Origin of the sequence: Dysgonomonas sp. BGC7, assembly GCF_001261735.1 — a bacterium.
In the GTDB taxonomy this organism is placed as follows: domain Bacteria; phylum Bacteroidota; class Bacteroidia; order Bacteroidales; family Dysgonomonadaceae; genus Dysgonomonas.
The window spans coordinates 41,206-58,563 of the sequence record NZ_CVRP01000018.1; the positions used below are offsets into that span (position 1 = coordinate 41,206).

The window sequence follows — 17,358 nt, forward strand, 5'->3', positions numbered from 1 at the left end:
GACTAATAAATAGAGTGTTTGATACGTTAGGGTTGGATTGGTGTTGACCTTAGGTCTTTTATTTTTATTTTACTTTACAAAAAATTATAATTCTTATAAAAGGATAATATCTTAGTCTGACACTGAGCACTATATATTCAATAATACTAATTATATATAGTTCGGAATTGAAGAATGGTTTAAATCTCTCTTTGTTGTATTGCGGCTAGCGATTGACAAAAAAATGCAAAATGACTTTACAATTTTCATATTACACTAACTATAACACACACACACACAATGAAAAAAACACTAAGAAGTAATAGCTTACTACTGTTAATAACAATCTTTTCCGTACTTGGAGTAAAGGCGCAGATTACTATCGGAGCAGGTATAGAACCTAACGGCGGAGCTCTTCTCGATCTGAAAGAATTTGCTGCCGGATCTTTAAATAGTAATAATGAGACATCTACAAAAGGAATGTTATATCCACGTGTAGAACTCCTAGATATTTATAAAAAAGAGTTACATCCTATGTATGATGTTGCAGGTACATCATATAATACAAATAAGGTTGTTTTAAAGAAAAATCATATAGGACTTATCGTTTTCAATGTGACCAATAGTGTATATTTTAGTTCAGGCTTATATCTATGGAATGGAGAAGAATGGAGAAGACTGGAAGATAGTCCCCTACTCGAATCTAAAATAAGTGATTTATTATGTGCAGGTGCTTTAATGACACCAAGTAGTTATACAGCAGGCACGCCATTTGATGGAGTGTTAAGAATATCGTACATTGGAGGTACAGGCGGGGGATACGAGGGAACGGCTACTTCTGCTCCGGTAAATGGATTGCAAATAGAACGATTAGAGGGGCGGTTGGCTATCGGAGGGGGAGAGGTCTTGTATCGTGTGTTTGGGACGCCAACCGTTTCGTCTCCGACAACAACAACGTTCCCTATAAGTTTTTTAGATAAAACTTGTAATATAACTGTCGGTAGTGGAGTGTCATCTGTAAATATTAGAAATCTGAGTGCTGATGTTCTTGTTACATCTCCTTATGCAAATGATTCACCGGGAACTGCAAACCAACTTGCTTTTGGAGATATAACCATTACAGAAGCTGGAAGTTATGCCTTTTCGTTGCGACTTTATGGTAAAATTAGCATAGATGATACTAAGCGTTGGCCTTTTTACATATATCTCCAGAAGAACAATAAAACGACAGTATTAGATGCTGCCGAGATTGACTTAGTAACAGTGCCTACAGGCGGATACCCGGACTATAGTTATAGTATTACATTGGGTGGTGTTTTTGATGTTAATGATAAAGTTTTAATAAGTATGCATAGGCCGGCAGGGAGTCTTACCGGACTATATCCTGTGCCTACCTGGACTTTAAGTAAAGGGTTTTCGTCCAATTCTCCGGTGCGCACCAGCCTTATATACTGGAAATTGTAATTACAATAAAAGTGAAGTGGAATTAACTAAAAAAGGTGTGTCAAAAGGTCTGAAATATATTAAAAACGTCATTGCGAACTTTTAGGCGAAGCAATTCAGGGTATTGTTTCACTATTTATCCTCGCAATGACAGGGAATGGTCTTTTGATACAGCTTTGTTCTTTATTATATTAACTCTCTTTTTTCTTGTTTTGAGTTTTTTCCTTCAAACCTTAACTTAATAATCAATAAGTTAAAAACTTTTCGTATCTTTGTATTCTGAACAGTAGAGTTTGTATTGTATCTTTCTTCTCAATGATTTGCTCCGCTACTATTTTGCGGATCTTCCCATCGTCAAAATCGACATCAAAATCAACTTGCTTGTTTGTATTATTAACAAGTCGCGAGGGTGTGTATCACAATTGTCGTGACACATTTTTAAAATATAGGATGAATTTATTGTTTATTGGTAATCAGGAAGCGATGTTTCCGATTATTCAGAGTGGAATGGATGCGCGAGTATCTCTTTCTCTGTCAAAATTTGTTGAAATTTATAGAGATTCGTCGACTTTTGTCTATTCTAAATTCCAGAAGAATAACTTGAATAATTTATGTGTATGGGTGCGAAAAGAAAAGGAGGAGCATCGATGCAAAAAATAATAGCATATCCCCTTTCTGTTGTCTATTATCTGTTGTTTGGATTCACGTTAGTTGTATTTCATGTTATTCAATGGTTGTGTTTTAATCTGTTTGGTTACAACGCTCACAAAAAGAGTGTCGATGTCTTGTGTTTTTTTCTTGTTGCCAATACTTATGTTCTGGGTACAAGATATAGAATAAAGAACCTCGATAAGCTCCCTGTTGGTGCTCCTCTGATTATTGCGGCCAATCATCAAAGCCTGTATGATATAACTACTATCGGTTGGTTTATGCGAAAGGTACATCCTAAGTTTATCAGCAAGGTAGAACTTGGCAAAGGCATTCCCAGTATTTCGTACAATCTCAATCATGGAGGATCTGTGCTCATTAATCGGAAAGACGCTAAGCAGTCGCTATCCGCAATAAAGGAAATGTCGCAATATATAGAGAAATATAAACGAGCTACAGTAATTTTTCCCGAAGGAACAAGAAGTAAGACTGGTAAGCCTAAGCCGTTTGCCGAAAACGGTTTGAAAATTCTATGCAAATATGCGCCATCAGCTTATATAGTACCTGTTACAATTAACAATTCATGGAAGATGACAAAGTGGGGTTCTTTCCCTTTGGGGATAGGTAACAAGCTCGAATTTATAATTCAGGACCCCATTCTGGTAAAGAATAGACCATTTACTGAACTTTTTGAAGAAACAGAACAGGCTGTAATTAAGGATATCAATTGATGCAAAATAGAAATATTTTCTAGCTTTTTTCCTTCATTGGGAAAAAATTACTAGATATAAAATTAAAAACTGCTGTTGTGAAACTATATCAACAGCTAAATATTAAAATATGACATTTGAGAAATTAAATATTATTGAGCCGGTATTAAGAGCTCTGAACGAAAAAGGATATACAACTCCCACTCCAATACAACAACAGGCTATACAGCCGGCACTCGATGGTCGGGATATTTTGGGATTGGCACAAACAGGAACAGGAAAAACTGCTGCTTTTTCACTTCCAATCATACAGCATTTGTATTTGAATAAAGCGCATGGAAAAAAAAGAGAAATAAGAGCATTGATGCTGACTCCTACTCGCGAACTTGCAATACAAATCAATGAAAGTCTTCGTGACTATACTCGCTATACAGGTATCCGTCATTGTGTAATTTACGGAGGGGTTAAACAAAATGCTCAGGTTAGTGAATTGAAAAACGGTGTGGATATATTGGTGGCTACTCCGGGGCGCTTACTCGATCTTATGAATCAGGGAATTATCAGCTTAGATTCTGTTCGTCATTTTGTGCTTGACGAAGCCGATCGGATGCTGGATATGGGTTTTATTCACGACATAAAGCGCCTGTTGCCAAAGTTGCCAAAAGAAAAGCAGACTCTTTTCTTTTCGGCGACTATGCCTTCGTCTATAGCCGCTCTGTCCCGTTCTATTCTACGCAGCCCTATAAAAGTAGAAGTTGCTCCTGTATCATCGGTGGTAGATACTATAGAACAATATCTTTACTTTGTGGAAAAACAAGAGAAAAAAGACTTGTTGATAGACCTATTGAAAAAAGATAGAAAGAAATCGGCATTAATATTTTCCCGTACAAAACACGGTGCTGACAAAATAGCCCGCATTCTTAGTAAAGCGGGAATAGGTAGCGCAGCCATTCATGGAAATAAATCTCAGAATGCAAGACAACGAGCCTTGTCTGATTTTAAACTGCATAAGATACAGACTCTTATTGCAACAGATATTGCAGCCAGAGGAATTGATATTGATAGCTTAGAACTTGTTATAAACTATGATCTGCCAGATGTGCCGGAAACTTATGTTCATCGTATCGGGCGTACCGGTAGAGCCGGTAATAACGGAGTGGCTTTGACCTTTTGTGCACAAGAAGAGCAAGAGATGCTTCGGGATATTCAGAAGCTGACGGGCAAGAAGCTGACTGTATCCGATTATGCCAATAAGGCAGGTGTAGCGGTGAAGCAAAAAACTTCTGAAAGCAAGAAAGATATCGTTCGTTCTGAAAACGTGTTGGCAAATAAGAACAGGAAGATTGTAGTGAAGAAAGCAAATGAAAAATTTGAAACGATGAGTAGTCCTACAGCCGTTAGCAGATAGGCCTATTTCCTGATTTATAGTATGTAAGATTAATATAAAGACATTTAGATATAAATATGGCAAAATCAAATTCTTTTAATAAAAGAGAAGTCGAAAAAAATAAACAACAGAAAAGGAAAGAAAAGCAGCAGAGAAGAGAAGAGCGGAAGAGCAATCCGACAGACTCGTTCGATGATATGATTGCTTATGTGGATGAGAATGGTGTTATAACCAGTACACCTCCCGATATAGCAAACAAACAGAAAGTAGAGATAGACAGCATAGCCATTTCTACTCCTAAAAAAGAAGATATAGAAGACCCGATATTGCAAGGTCGCGTAGAGTTTTTTAACTCCGAAAAGGGATATGGCTTTATTAAGCACATAGGCAGTACAGACAAGTACTTTTTTCATATAAGCAGTGCTCCTGCCTCCATTGTAGAAGGAAACATGGTAATATTCGAGTTGGAACGAGGTACTAAAGGAATGAATGCCGTAAGGATTGCTCTCGCCAATAAGAATGACTAAAAATCAATAATAAATTAATTAAGAAAACAAATGAACATTTATGTATCAAATCTAAACTTTAGTACAACAAGCGAGAGTTTACAAGAATTGTTTGCTGGGTATGGCGAAGTAACTTCCGCTAAGATTATCACTGATAGAGAAACCGGAAGATCTCGAGGTTTTGGTTTTGTTGAAATGTCTGATGACGCAGAAGGACAGAATGCTATTTCAGGATTGAATGAAACAGATTTTGAAGGCAAAACAATCAATGTGAATGTTGCACGACCTAAAACAGACAGACCTAGTGGTGGTGGCTACAATAATCGTGGCGGAAACGGAGGATATAATAGAAGTCGTTACTAAATAGAGACTGCTAAATACTATAGATAAAAGGGAAAGCAAAAGTGCTTTCCCTTTTGTTTTATATTCATTCTTAAACAAATTTGAGTGTTGGTAATATAAAAGATATTGATGCACATGTTTTTTGAAGGAATAGTGTGAAACTCAGTGGTTGCTATCTGAGAATATTTTTCCAAATGGATATTAATTGAATTGTTTAGATAATAATGTAGAAAAAGATTGCTTTATATTGCTGAAAATAATATCTTTGCACCGCTTTTATGAAAGCAAAATATGTTTAACTTTTAATGATACTGATCAGGACTGGTGCCAGATCGAATTTGAATGATCGACAATTTAAAAAATGTACAACCGGTTGCAGACTTCGACTGGGATTCGTACGAAAAAGGAGATTCTTACATTGGTAAGAGCAAAGAAGAACTTGTAGAAACTTATGACCAATCGTTGAACAAAGTAAACGACAAAGAAGTGGTTATGGGTAAGGTAACAGCGATGAACAAACGTGAGGTTGTTGTAAACATCGGTTACAAATCAGATGGTGTTGTATCAATGAACGAATTTCGTTACAACCCTGAACTGAAAGTTGGTGACGAAGTAGAGGTATACATCGAAAGCCAGGAAGATAAAAAAGGACAATTGATCCTTTCTCACAAAAAAGCACGTGCAACACGTTCTTGGGATCGTGTTAACGAAGCTCTTGAGAAAGATGAAATTATCAAAGGATTTATCAAATGTCGTACTAAGGGTGGTATGATCGTTGATGTATTTGGTATCGAGGCTTTCTTGCCGGGATCTCAAATCGACGTGAAACCTATCCGCGACTACGATGTGTTCGTTGGTAAAACTATGGAATTCAAAGTTGTGAAAATCAACCACGAATTCAAAAACGTTGTTGTATCTCACAAAGCTCTTATCGAGGCTGAACTTGAACAACAAAAGAAAGATATTATTTCCAAATTGGAAAAAGGACAAGTGCTTGAAGGTACAGTTAAAAACATTACATCTTATGGTGTATTTATCGACCTTGGTGGCGTAGACGGACTTATCCATATTACAGACCTTTCTTGGGGACGTGTACAACATCCTGAAGAAGTGGTTAAATTGGATGAAAAAATCAACGTTGTTATCCTTGATTTCGATGATGATAAAAAACGTATCGCTCTTGGTCTTAAACAGCTTACTCCTCATCCATGGGATGCTCTTAGCACTGAACTTAAAGTTGGCGACAAGGTGAAAGGTAAAGTTGTTGTTATGGCTGACTATGGTGCATTTATAGAAATTGCTCCGGGTGTAGAAGGTCTGATCCACGTATCGGAAATGAGCTGGGCTCAACACCTACGCAGCGCACAAGACTTTATGAAAGTTGGTGACGAAGTAGAAGCTGTAGTGCTTACACTTGATCGTGACGAACGTAAAATGTCTCTTGGTATCAAACAATTGAAACCAGATCCATGGGAAAATATCGAAGAAAAATATCCTGTGGGAAGCAAGCATACTGCAAAAGTTCGCAACTTCACTAATTTCGGTGTATTTGCTGAAATAGAAGAAGGTGTAGACGGGCTTATCCATATCTCAGACCTTTCTTGGACTAAAAAAATCAAACACCCTAGCGAAGTAACAACTATCGGTGCGGATATCGAAGTCCAAGTACTTGAAATAGACAAAGAAAACCGTCGTTTGAGCTTAGGTCACAAACAACTTGAAGAAAATCCTTGGGATGTATTCGAAACTATCTTTACAGTAGGTTCTGTACACGAAGGCACAGTTGTAGAAATGGTAGACAAAGGTGCAGTAATATCTCTTCCTTACGGTGTTGAAGGTTTTGCAACTCCAAAACACTTAGTGAAAGAAGATGGTTCTCAGGCTCAGGTAGACGAAAAGCTTGATTTCAAAGTAATCGAGTTCAACAAAGACTCTAAACGCATCATCGTATCACACAGCCGTGTGTTCGAAGATGAAAAACCTGAAGCTAAAGAAGCTGCGGCAGAAAAGAAAGCAAAAAGATCTGCTAAGAAAGAAAAAGAAGATACTATTGTACAATCATCTAGCATGGAGAAAACTACTCTAGGCGATATCGAAGAGCTTGCTGCACTGAAAGAAAAACTTTCGGGTGGTGATGCAAAATAAGATTTGTAAGATAGATTCTTTACTATAAATAAAAAGACCGACTCTTGTAGAGCCGGTCTTTTTATATCCGCACTATTTCTTAAATACCAGATATACCGCAGCAATCAGAAATACGAAAGCTAACAGGTGGTTCCATTTAAAGGTTTCGGTCTTGAATGCCAGTGTACTGAACAGGACAAAAACAACAAGAGTTATCACTTCTTGTATTATCTTTAGCTGCATAAGAGAAAATGGACCTCCGTTCCCTTGAAATCCAATACGGTTTGCAGGAACCTGAAAGCAATATTCGAAAAAAGCAATTCCCCAACTGATCAGTATTACCCCGATCAACGGTAAGGCGGCAAACCATGAATATTCTTTCATTTTCAAATGCCCATACCAGGCAAACGTCATAAATATGTTAGACACTACAAGTAATAGAACTGTATATAAGCCAGCTAAATTCATGTTTTATACAATTTTGAATAGTTGTTTTGCGGCGCAAAAGTAAACCAATTTTTTATACTTACATTATCTTTTCGTATTAATTCTTATCTTTGAAATCTATAAGGTCACGAGCCTATTTTTTGTTTTATCATGCGTGGTACCAATGTATTGTTACTGTACATAGATAGCATTGTTATTTTTAGTTTCTTAATCAGATAGAACTATACATTATGAAATCATTTGTTATTTATATATTACTATTATTCTGTTCCGTTTCTGTAGCTTATTCTCAAACATTGGCCGAAGCTCGGGAAATGTATTTGAAAGGGGAGTATGCGAAAGCCCTTCCTATATTTGAGGCAGAATATAATGCAAAACCAACAGATGCCAATCTAAACCAATGGTATGGAGTCTGTTTGTTTGAGACCGCGGGTGATATGAAAAAAGCAGAAGAATTGCTTGCAGTGGCATCTAAGAAGAATATACAAGAATCATTTTTTTATCTGGGACAAATATATACTAATGAATTTCGGTTTGCAGAAGCCGCAGATAATTTCGACAAATTTGAGACTTTAGTGAAGAAACATCCTCGCCGCAGAAAGGATGATTTAGCTAAGTATGAATCGGATATGGCGCGATTGGAGGACAAAAAGAACCTGTTGTCTCGCTTGCGTCGTGTAGTTTTCAATACAGAAGACATTCAGGTGATAGATAGTATTGTAGTCGATAAACCGGAATTTCTATCAGCTTACAAACTCAGTCGTAGCTCAGGTAAACTCGATTATTTTAATAAAGTATTTAAGGCAAATAAGACAATAGAGTCAACTGTCTATTTTAACGAAAAAGAGACAAAAGTGTATTATGGTCAGCCGGATAAGAATAGTGGCTTTACACTATATTCTATGGAAAAGCTTCTTAGTGATTTTGGAAATGAAAAGAAGATATCTCCTGACAATTTTGGTCTGAAAGGTGATGTGAATTATCCTTATATGATGGCAGATGGAGTTACTATCTATTTTGCAGCAAAAGATGAAGAAACTCTTGGTGGCTATGACCTGTTTGTGTCTCGTTATAATATGAATAATGATACTTTCCTTGCACCCGAACGTTTGAATATGCCGTTCAATTCTTTAGCTAATGACTATATGATGGCTATTGACGAAGAAAAAGGAGTAGGGTGGTTTGCTTCAGATCGCTATCAGCCCGAAGGCAAAGTTTGTATATATACTTTTATCCCGAACCAGACTGTGAAAGTCATAGATAGTGAAGATGAAAAGTATGTGTCTTCAAGAGCACGCATATCTTCAATAAAAGATTCGTGGGAACAGGGAAAAGATTATTCTCAGTTAATAACCTTAGCCCGTAAAGCGCCAAAGGAAGAAGTTAAGATTGCTAAGGATTTTGAGTTCGTTATCAATGATAAATATACATACTATCGTTTTGCCGACTTTAAGAACAAGGCTGCACGTGACACCTACTTCAATGTTGTGCAAATGAAAGCTAATAAAAAGAATATTGAGGAAAAGCTTGAGAAGCTTCGTGATAATTATAATAAAGCAGATCAGGCTTCGAAGCGTAACCTAACAAGTGAAATTCTCAACATGGAAACACAGCTAGAGCAATTGCAGAAAGATGTTCCGACACAAGAAGTACAAGCCCGTAATCTGGAAGTGCAAAACTTACGCTGATCTTTTAGAAGAATATTTCTATCCAAAAATAAGATAATACAGCTATTATCGCCCATAGCAAAATACCTAAGGCGAAAGTATTCAGTCCGGTCTTTTTTACTTCATTCATCTTGATGGATGTCCCAATGAAAAAGAGAGAGACCATCATGCCTTTCTTGCCAAGCCAACCGAGGTGCAGATTTGTTTCCTCCATTCCCGGAATATAATTACCTATAATGATTGCCACAACAAAGAGGAGTATAAACCACGGGATATTTATTTTTGAAGCATTATTTTTATTAAAAAAGGCTATACACAAAGCCAAGGGTATTATCCACAGGGTGCGGGTAAGTTTTACTGTTGTGCCTACTTGCAGAGCTTGCTCTCCATAAGCGGAACATGCTCCTACGACCGAACTGGTATCATGTATTGCTATTGCAGCCCAATATCCGAAATGGGTTTGATCCATTTGTAGGAGATGCCCTATAGCTGGAAAGATGAATAATGCGATTGCATTCAGGACAAAAATTACAGCTAACGAAAAGCTTATCTGGTTATTTTTTGCATCTAATATTGGGGCTATTGCCGCAATAGCACTACCTCCACAGATGGCCGTTCCTCCCGAAATAAGCAAAGTCGTATTCTTTTCTACTTTAAATAGTCGTCCGATCATTATACCGGCAAGCATCGTGATTGTTACAGAAACAATGGTTATCATAAATCCGGTCTTCCCCGTCTGGATGACTTCATGTACAGACATTGAAAATCCCATGCAAACTATCGAAGCTTGTAATAGATATTTTGTGAGTTTTCCTGTTTTTATTACATCTTCGCCTTTATATAGAAAAGCTAAAAGGATGCCTAGAAATAGAGCCAATGGCGCGGAAAAGAAAGGGAACAGACAGCAGGCAGGGATAATATAGTAGAGTTTGCTGAGAACTTTTTGCATAGTTTTATTTTTCTAATATTGCTAAGGCCTTATTTTCACATTTGGTCATTTCGTCCTGTTCTCCTTCTGTTTTGTCATTGAGGCCACATAGATGCAGTATGCCATGTATAATAACTCTATGAAGCTCTTCATTGTAATCTGTACCTAACTGTTCCGAATTGGTTCTTACAGTGTCCAGACTTATATATATGTCGCTCGATAGAGTGTCTCCTTCGTTGTAGTTGAATGTGATAATATCAGTGTAGTAGTCGTGCTGCAAATATTGTTTGTTTACTTCCAGAATTTTCTCATCGGAGCAAAATATATAACAAATGGCCCCTATCTTTTTTTTGTAAGTTTCTGCTACTGTTTTTATCCAGTTCGAAGTCTTTCTTTTTTTTATTGATGGCATTTTTACGTCATCAGTATAGTATTGTATTGCCATAAGAAGTTCTTTTATTTTTGCAAAGTTACTTCTTTAATTAAAATAGAAGAATAATTAGGTTTGAATTTATTCCGGTCTTTACATATTGCTATAAATATTGTTTATTGGTCGATAGAAAAACCTTATTCTGTAACATATTGTTCTATACAAATAATAATTTAACTTTGAAGAATAAATCAATTAACTTTAAAATATAATATCATGAATAGTATTGCAAGGAAAACTCTCGATGAGTTTATTATCGAGAGACAGGAAGATTTTAAGTACTCTACAGGGGAACTTTCTCGTTTATTAAACTCTATTCTTCTTGCTGCCAGAGTGGTTAGCTACAAGGTGAATAAAGCCGGATTAGTCGATATCTTAGGTGCGATAGGCAACACAAATGTTCAGGGAGAAGAACAGAAGAAGTTGGACGTTTATGCGAATGATGTATTCATCCAAACGTTAGTAAACAGAGAAATTGTTTGTGGTATTGCTTCGGAAGAAAATGATAACTTTATAACTATTCAGGGGCTAGATGAAGGACATAACAACAAATATGTAGTGTTGATGGATCCTCTGGATGGATCTTCTAATATAGAGGTAAATGTATCAGTAGGGACAATTTTCTCTATTTATCGCCGTATATCCCCGATTGGTTCCCCTGTAACTATCGAAGACTTTTTACAGCCGGGGGTAAATCAGATAGCAGCCGGTTATATACTATATGGAACATCTACAATGATTGTATATACTACAGGGCGTGGAGTAAACGGCTTTACACTGAATCCGGCTATCGGAAGTTTTTACCTTTCTCATCCTGATATGAGATGTACTAAAAATGCAAAGACATACTCCGTGAATGAAGGTAATTATGTTCATTTCCCGCAGGGTGTGAAAGATTATATTAAATACTGTCAGGAAGAAAAAGAAGATCGTCCCTATACGGCTCGCTATATTGGCAGCTTGGTCTCAGACTGTCATCGCAACTTGATAACAGGCGGAATTTATTTCTATCCTTCTACACATAAGTCTCCTAAAGGAAAGCTGCGCCTACTTTACGAGTGCAACCCTATGGCGTTTATTACAGAACAGGCAGGAGGTAGTGCTACAGATGGCAAAAACCGTATTCTCGAAATACAGCCGACAGAGTTGCACCAACGGACGCCTTTTTACTGTGGCAGTTCCAATATGGTAGAGAAGCTTAAAGACTTTATAGAGAGATCGGAAGCTAAGCAATAAATTATACTGAGTCCTATTATCCTATTCGGATGATAGGACTTTTCTTATTTTGATTATTGATGATAACGTTAGACTATTCCCTTACTAAAGACGATTTTTTATTTATACAATTATATCGTGCTTCACATGACGAGCAAGCTAATAAACAAAGACGCAGAGAGAAATACCGCATTATAGGATTGTCTCTTCTTTGCGGAATTGTACTTTTTCTCGACGAGGAATATCGTTACTATTCCTATTTTATGCTAGGTTCGGGGCTTTTATTTTTTCTTGTTTATCCTTGGTGGTCTGCGTGGTTTTATAAGCGGATGTTTAAGAAACATATTGAGGCACAATTTAAGGATCAACTTCCTTATTTCACAAAACTTGTTATGGAAGATGAATTTATAGAAGTTGCCAGTCCTAGGGGAAATACTCGTTTTCTGATTAGTGATATAAAGTCTATAATAGAAACAAAAGATCATCTTGTTATTCTGTTTTCAGAATTTATGAGTATAATTATTCCCAAGAAAGAGGTACCTGATCTTAATCTGTTACAAAAGCAGATAGAAGCTTATCGGGATAATTATAAGATTCCTGTTACACAGGACTTCGTCTGGAAATGGAAATAAATCTGCTTTTAGCATCTTTTTTATTTTAGAGGATATTTTCTCTCTCAAAATGCAATCTCTAGTTTGCATTTTTAGTACATTTGTGTGGATTAATCGAAATGAAATATTTTCAATAAGATAACTTAGAAAAATCAATCATAATGGACTTAATTAAAGAAATCGTAGAAAGGGCAAAAGCGAATAAACAGCGTATCGTTTTGCCGGAAGGAACAGAAGAAAGAACCATCAAGGCTGCAGATCAGCTTATAGGAGATGGAGTTGCAAACATAATTCTTATTGGCAATGTAAATGAGATTAAAGATCTTGCAGTTAAATTTAATTTGAAGAATATCGACAAAGCAATTCTTCTTGATCCTCGCGATTATGAAAAGAAAAGTGTATATGCAAACTTGTTATTTGATTTGCGAAAAGCAAAAGGCATGACACTGGAGCAAGCTGAAAAACTGGCCGAAGATCCATTGTATATTGCTTGTTTGATGATTAAGAACGGAGACGCTGATGGCGAAATCGCCGGAGCTCAAAATACAACGGGCGATGTGCTTCGTCCTGCTTTGCAGATTATAAAAACAGCTCCGGGTATCAGTGTTGTTTCAGGTGCATTTCTTATGTTTACTACCCAGAAACAATATGGAAAAGATGGTCTTTTGGTAGTTGCTGATTGTGCCGTTACTCCTGATCCTACAGCTGCTCAATTGGCAGAAATAGCTGTTGCAACAGGTCATACTGCCCGTGCTCTTGTTGGAGAAGAGCCTCAGGTGGCTATCTTGAGTTTCTCTACAAAAGGCAGTGCAAAACATCCGTTGGTAGATAAAGTGATAGAAGCTACTCAATTGGCTCAAAAGATAGACCCGTCTATGAATATTGATGGCGAATTGCAGGCCGATGCCGCACTTGTACCATCGGTAGGAGAACAAAAAGCGCCCGGAAGTAAAGTTGCAGGCCGTGCAAATGTATTAGTCTTCCCTTCTCTCGAAGTTGGTAATATTGCTTACAAATTGGTTCAGCGACTAGGAAATGCTGAAGCTGTAGGCCCTATTCTTCAAGGAATGGCTGCACCTGTAAACGATTTGTCTCGTGGTTGTTCGGTGAGCGATATCTATAACATGGTTGCTATTGCTGCAAACCAGGCAATTGCTGCAAAGAAATAATAAACCCTTAACTAAATAACATGGCAGAAATAATAGAACCTATTGAGGATTACGGATTAAGCAGCAAGCATAAGAAGAGATCCCTTTTTTCAAAGATTGGCGTTGTTGGTTGTGGTCGCGACGGCAGACACATCGTTAGTCTTACTGCACTCTCAGGGATGGAAGTGGTTTTCATCGAAGTTTCGGAAGACAGAATAAATGAAGCTTTAAGAGATATAGAGAATGGTCTTAATACAAAAATAGAAAACTGGGGATTGACTCAGGGTGAGAAGCGTGCTACTATGGGGCGTATAAAAGGCTCACTGGATTATAATGACTTGAAAGGATGTGACTTTGTTATTGAAGCCATCCGTTACGAGGCTAATGGCGAACGCAGCACCGAACTAAGAAAAGAAGTTTTCAAGAATCTGGAAATGGTGTTAGCTTCGGATGCAATTATTGCGACTAACGCTACCACAGTAATCATTAGTGAATTGGCAGCAGATCTTAAGTATAAAGAGCGTTGTATCAGCCTGCATTTTCCAATAACTCATACTGAAGCCCGTTTGCTGGAGGTAGTAAGGGGAACATTCACATCGCAAGAGGCAATAGATAAGATATATCTGTTTGCCAATATGATCAAATATACACCTATTTCGATACATGAGAGTAGTGGCCTTGTTAGTTTCCGTATACTTATTACGATGCTTAACGAAGCGTGTGAAATATGGATGGAGAATGTAGCGTCTATGGAAGATATAGATAAGGAATTTACTATTATCTATGGACAGCGTTTCGGAGTTTTTCAATTAGCTGATATTATAGGTATAGAAAAGCTTGTTATGATGATGGAAGATATGTTCCATGAATATGGTGATAAGAAATACAAAGCATCACCAGTTTTATGGCGCTTGTACCGTTCTAAACAAGTGGGCAAATCTTCGGGAAGAGGATTCTATATTTATGATGAGAATGGAAAACAACTAGGACCTAACAATTTAATTTAACGGCATGAAAGTATTAGTGTTGAACTGTGGAAGTTCGTCTATAAAATATAAGCTTTTCAATATGGAAAGCAAAGATGTATTGGCACAAGGAGTAGTTGAGAAAATCGGACTGAAAGGTTCTTTCCTTAAGTTTCCTTTGGCCAATGGGGATAAAGTAGTTCTGGAAGGAGAGATTCTCGAACATCAGGCAGGTATAGAATATATTCTTGGAGTTTTGACTAGCGAAAAATACGGATGTATTTCTTCTCTTTCCGAAATAGATGCTGTAGGTCATCGGGTTGTACATGGTGGCGAAGAGTTTAATAGTAGCGTTTATATTACTGATGAGGTAATAAAAAAGATGGAAGAATGTATCGAGTTAGCTCCGTTGCATAATCCACCGAATTTGGCTGGTATATATGCTGTGAAAGAGCTGATGGGAGATATACCTCAAGTTGGAGTCTTTGATACAGCATTTCATCAAACTATGCCTCCAAAGGCTTATATGTATGGATTGCCATATTCGCTATATAAGAAATATGCTATTCGGCGATATGGCTTTCATGGAACCAGCCATAGATATGTATCAAAAAAAGGTTGTGAAATTCTGGGCGTACCATACGAAGATCAGCGTATAATTACAGCCCATATTGGTAACGGAGGTTCACTTGCTGCGATAAAAGACGGCGTGTCTGTAGATACATCTATGGGGATGACTCCTGTAGAGGGGCTTTTGATGGGCACACGTTGTGGCGATGTAGATGCAGGTATTGTTTCATTTATAATGGAAAAAGAAAATATCGGAACACAGGCTATTTCTACTCTGGTAAATAAGCATAGCGGACTGCTTGGAGTTTCCGGGGTTTCTTCCGACATGAGAGAACTGCGTGCTGCTATAGAAGCCGGAAATGAAAGAGCGCAGCTTGCATACGATATGTTTGTACACCGCATAAAGAAATATATAGGAGCATATGCCGCAGTATTAGGAGGTGCCGATATTCTGATGTTTACCGGAGGTATTGGCGAGAACGCATTCTATCTCAGAGAGCAATTATGTAAAGAACTTGCATTTTTAGGAATAGAAATAGATGCAGAGAAAAATAGTAAAATATTTGGAGAAGAAGCTATAATAAGTACCCCGGATTCTAAGATAACAGTTATGGTTGTCCCTACGGATGAGGAATATATGATAGCTTCGGATACTATGGAAATAGTACAGAAATAGAGTTAAATTATTGTATTATTGTTTATTATAATTAAACGGCGTCTTCGGATGCCGTTTTTTATTTGTTTGTAATACTCAAGGTTCTTTAACAATTTGGAGGGGATTTGTTATCTCTCCGTTAAACAAATTTAAAGTGTTAAAATTAGAGGTTTGATTGTTTGGAGATGTCACAGTCAGCCCCTATCTTTGTAATGTGTTTTTCATAGTATTAGATTTAAGGTTAACAATGAAGATTGGTTGTCGTGATGACAACCTTTTCTTTTTTATATACATCGCTAAATCTAATCCACTTTTTTAATATATCTCTATCCGAAATATAAGCTTCACCAATCCATACTTAATTAGAATTTTATTGAAAGCTAAATTCTTACGTAAACAATTTTAAATTTTGCATTGTTCTACATAAGTAGGAGAGTTTATTTTATAACCTTAAAAGAGTATTTTATGGATAATGATGACAAAACCCGCAAAGACAATACTCCTTTGGATAATAGGTTAGGTGCACCCATGAAGAAGGTGGATGGTCTGAGCTGTGATAAGAAAAAATCAGAGTCTGAACATTTATATGCATTTAGAGGAGATGTGCATATAAATAGTAAGAATGATGATGATTTGGAAAAGAAATGAAATGTCTCAACTTATATGTAAGAATAAGCCCCATCAATATGTCATTAATGGGGCTTTTAGAATATGATAATATTTTTATTATTTTGTCGATACAGCATGTCTGACACCTTTATAACTTTTCAACATAGCTCTGGTAGAACCCATCTTCAATTTAGAGTCTAATCTGACAGGCATACGATTGTTGTCATTAGTTATATATACCTTCATGGCTTCTTCCTTGTCTTCAAAAGCTAGTTGGTTTGCGTTAAGTACACTTAGTACAAGCTTAATGCAACTATAGGTTTTGCCATCATTTGCCTTTACGTTTTCAATGCCTGCATGCTCTATAACCATATAAGCTTTTTTCTTTCCTGTTATGAAATCTACGCGGGTTTCATCCCCTTTTTTCATTGTAGAATAATCCAGTGTTCTGGCATAGAAAACGACGCTAACCATATCATATACACACGAATTTACATTTATAGTCTCATCGAAACGTAGTTCGCCGTTTTTTACTCTTTTGGTATGTACACTTACTCCTCCGGCCGAATTGTATGTGTATGTCATATTTTCTATAGTATGCTCTTTGCCTTCTTCTGCATCTTTCTTAAATGCAAGAGGGGTAAGGTCTTTTGTTGTATAGGATGATAAAGTATCGTTTAGACTGAAGACCTTGTCGACCATTCCTGACGACTTTGCAACAAGAGACATTTTATAGCCGTCTCTTCCGTTATATTTTTCTGATACGGTCTTCAATGTCGATACTCCGGCTTTTGTGTTCACTAGACCCCACTTAAAATACAGGTCGTATGTGAGCTCTTCTCCTGCCTGAAAGTATTTGTTGTCTACTTTACACTGAGCTGAGATGTTTAGACTGATAGCTGTAAACAAAACAACTCCGATTGTTATAGCTTTTCTGATCATAATTACCATTTTTAAGTTATACAAGAGACAAC

The 17,358-nt window shown here is 37.0% G+C and carries 17 protein-coding genes; 13 read left to right on the forward strand and 4 right to left on the reverse strand.

Annotation, left to right across the window (positions count from 1 at the left end):
* Positions 1-279: 279 nt before the first annotated feature.
* The 6 genes from BGC7_RS14695 to rpsA all read left to right on the forward strand — a co-directional run bounded on the left by BGC7_RS14695 (position 280) and on the right by rpsA (position 7,160).
* The gene (locus BGC7_RS14695) at positions 280-1,443 is read left to right on the forward strand and encodes a hypothetical protein (RefSeq protein WP_050702361.1); all 1,164 of its coding nucleotides are present in this window, start codon (positions 280-282) and stop codon (positions 1,441-1,443) included.
* A gap of 596 nt (positions 1,444-2,039) precedes the next feature.
* Complete coding sequence (locus BGC7_RS14700) at positions 2,040-2,801, forward strand: lysophospholipid acyltransferase family protein (protein WP_242034358.1); 762 nt, start codon at positions 2,040-2,042, stop codon at positions 2,799-2,801.
* 109 nt (positions 2,802-2,910) lie between these two features.
* A complete protein-coding gene (locus BGC7_RS14705; protein WP_082206789.1) occupies positions 2,911-4,188 on the forward strand; it encodes a DEAD/DEAH box helicase in 1,278 nt (425 codons plus the stop codon).
* 56 nt (positions 4,189-4,244) lie between these two features.
* Positions 4,245-4,694, forward strand: coding sequence for a cold-shock protein (locus BGC7_RS14710; RefSeq protein WP_050702362.1), 450 nt, complete (start codon positions 4,245-4,247; stop codon positions 4,692-4,694).
* Positions 4,695-4,724: 30 nt separating this feature from the next.
* Positions 4,725-5,036: an RNA recognition motif domain-containing protein gene (locus tag BGC7_RS14715; RefSeq protein ID WP_050702363.1), complete on the forward strand. Its 312-nt coding sequence runs from the start codon at positions 4,725-4,727 to the stop codon at positions 5,034-5,036.
* A gap of 324 nt (positions 5,037-5,360) precedes the next feature.
* Complete coding sequence (gene rpsA / locus BGC7_RS14720; protein WP_050702401.1) at positions 5,361-7,160, forward strand: 30S ribosomal protein S1; 1,800 nt, start codon at positions 5,361-5,363, stop codon at positions 7,158-7,160.
* 72 nt (positions 7,161-7,232) lie between these two features.
* On the opposite strand, the gene BGC7_RS14725 is transcribed toward rpsA, so the two are convergent.
* Positions 7,233-7,607, reverse strand: a complete 375-nt coding sequence (locus BGC7_RS14725; protein WP_050702364.1) for a DMT family protein — start codon at positions 7,605-7,607, stop codon at positions 7,233-7,235.
* A gap of 209 nt (positions 7,608-7,816) precedes the next feature.
* Here BGC7_RS14725 and BGC7_RS14730 point away from each other — a divergent pair, with 209 nt between their 5' ends.
* On the forward strand, positions 7,817-9,274 hold the full coding sequence (locus BGC7_RS14730; protein ID WP_050702365.1) for a tetratricopeptide repeat protein: 1,458 nt from the start codon (positions 7,817-7,819) through the stop codon (positions 9,272-9,274).
* A gap of 4 nt (positions 9,275-9,278) precedes the next feature.
* On the opposite strand, the gene BGC7_RS14735 is transcribed toward BGC7_RS14730, so the two are convergent.
* Together BGC7_RS14735 and ybeY are read right to left on the reverse strand one after the other, a co-directional pair.
* Positions 9,279-10,202 carry a YeiH family protein gene (locus BGC7_RS14735; RefSeq protein WP_050702366.1) on the reverse strand — a complete coding sequence of 308 codons (924 nt, stop codon included), beginning with the start codon at positions 10,200-10,202 and terminating at the stop codon, positions 9,279-9,281.
* Between the two features lie 4 nt (positions 10,203-10,206).
* Positions 10,207-10,626, reverse strand: coding sequence for an rRNA maturation RNase YbeY (gene ybeY, locus BGC7_RS14740; protein ID WP_050702367.1), 420 nt, complete (start codon positions 10,624-10,626; stop codon positions 10,207-10,209).
* A 201-nt stretch (positions 10,627-10,827) separates the two neighbouring features.
* On the opposite strand from ybeY, the gene fbp reads away from it, so the two are divergent.
* The 6 genes from fbp (at position 10,828) to BGC7_RS14770 (ending at position 16,423) form a co-directional block, all read left to right on the forward strand.
* On the forward strand, positions 10,828-11,847 hold the full coding sequence (gene fbp / locus BGC7_RS14745) for a class 1 fructose-bisphosphatase (protein ID WP_050702368.1): 1,020 nt from the start codon (positions 10,828-10,830) through the stop codon (positions 11,845-11,847).
* Positions 11,848-11,906: 59 nt separating this feature from the next.
* Positions 11,907-12,458, forward strand: a complete 552-nt coding sequence (locus BGC7_RS14750; protein WP_050702369.1) for a YcxB family protein — start codon at positions 11,907-11,909, stop codon at positions 12,456-12,458.
* Between the two features lie 140 nt (positions 12,459-12,598).
* Positions 12,599-13,606, forward strand: coding sequence for a phosphate acetyltransferase (gene pta, locus BGC7_RS14755; protein WP_050702370.1), 1,008 nt, complete (start codon positions 12,599-12,601; stop codon positions 13,604-13,606).
* 20 nt (positions 13,607-13,626) lie between these two features.
* Positions 13,627-14,592 carry a 3-hydroxyacyl-CoA dehydrogenase family protein gene (locus tag BGC7_RS14760; protein ID WP_050702371.1) on the forward strand — a complete coding sequence of 322 codons (966 nt, stop codon included), beginning with the start codon at positions 13,627-13,629 and terminating at the stop codon, positions 14,590-14,592.
* 4 nt (positions 14,593-14,596) lie between these two features.
* Complete coding sequence (locus BGC7_RS14765) at positions 14,597-15,796, forward strand: acetate kinase (protein WP_050702372.1); 1,200 nt, start codon at positions 14,597-14,599, stop codon at positions 15,794-15,796.
* 444 nt (positions 15,797-16,240) lie between these two features.
* Positions 16,241-16,423 carry a hypothetical protein gene (locus tag BGC7_RS14770; protein WP_050702373.1) on the forward strand — a complete coding sequence of 61 codons (183 nt, stop codon included), beginning with the start codon at positions 16,241-16,243 and terminating at the stop codon, positions 16,421-16,423.
* A gap of 78 nt (positions 16,424-16,501) precedes the next feature.
* Here BGC7_RS14770 and BGC7_RS14775 read toward each other — a convergent pair whose 3' ends face one another.
* Positions 16,502-17,326: a DUF3108 domain-containing protein gene (locus BGC7_RS14775; protein ID WP_050702402.1), complete on the reverse strand. Its 825-nt coding sequence runs from the start codon at positions 17,324-17,326 to the stop codon at positions 16,502-16,504.
* Between the last annotated feature and the right edge of the window lie 32 nt (positions 17,327-17,358).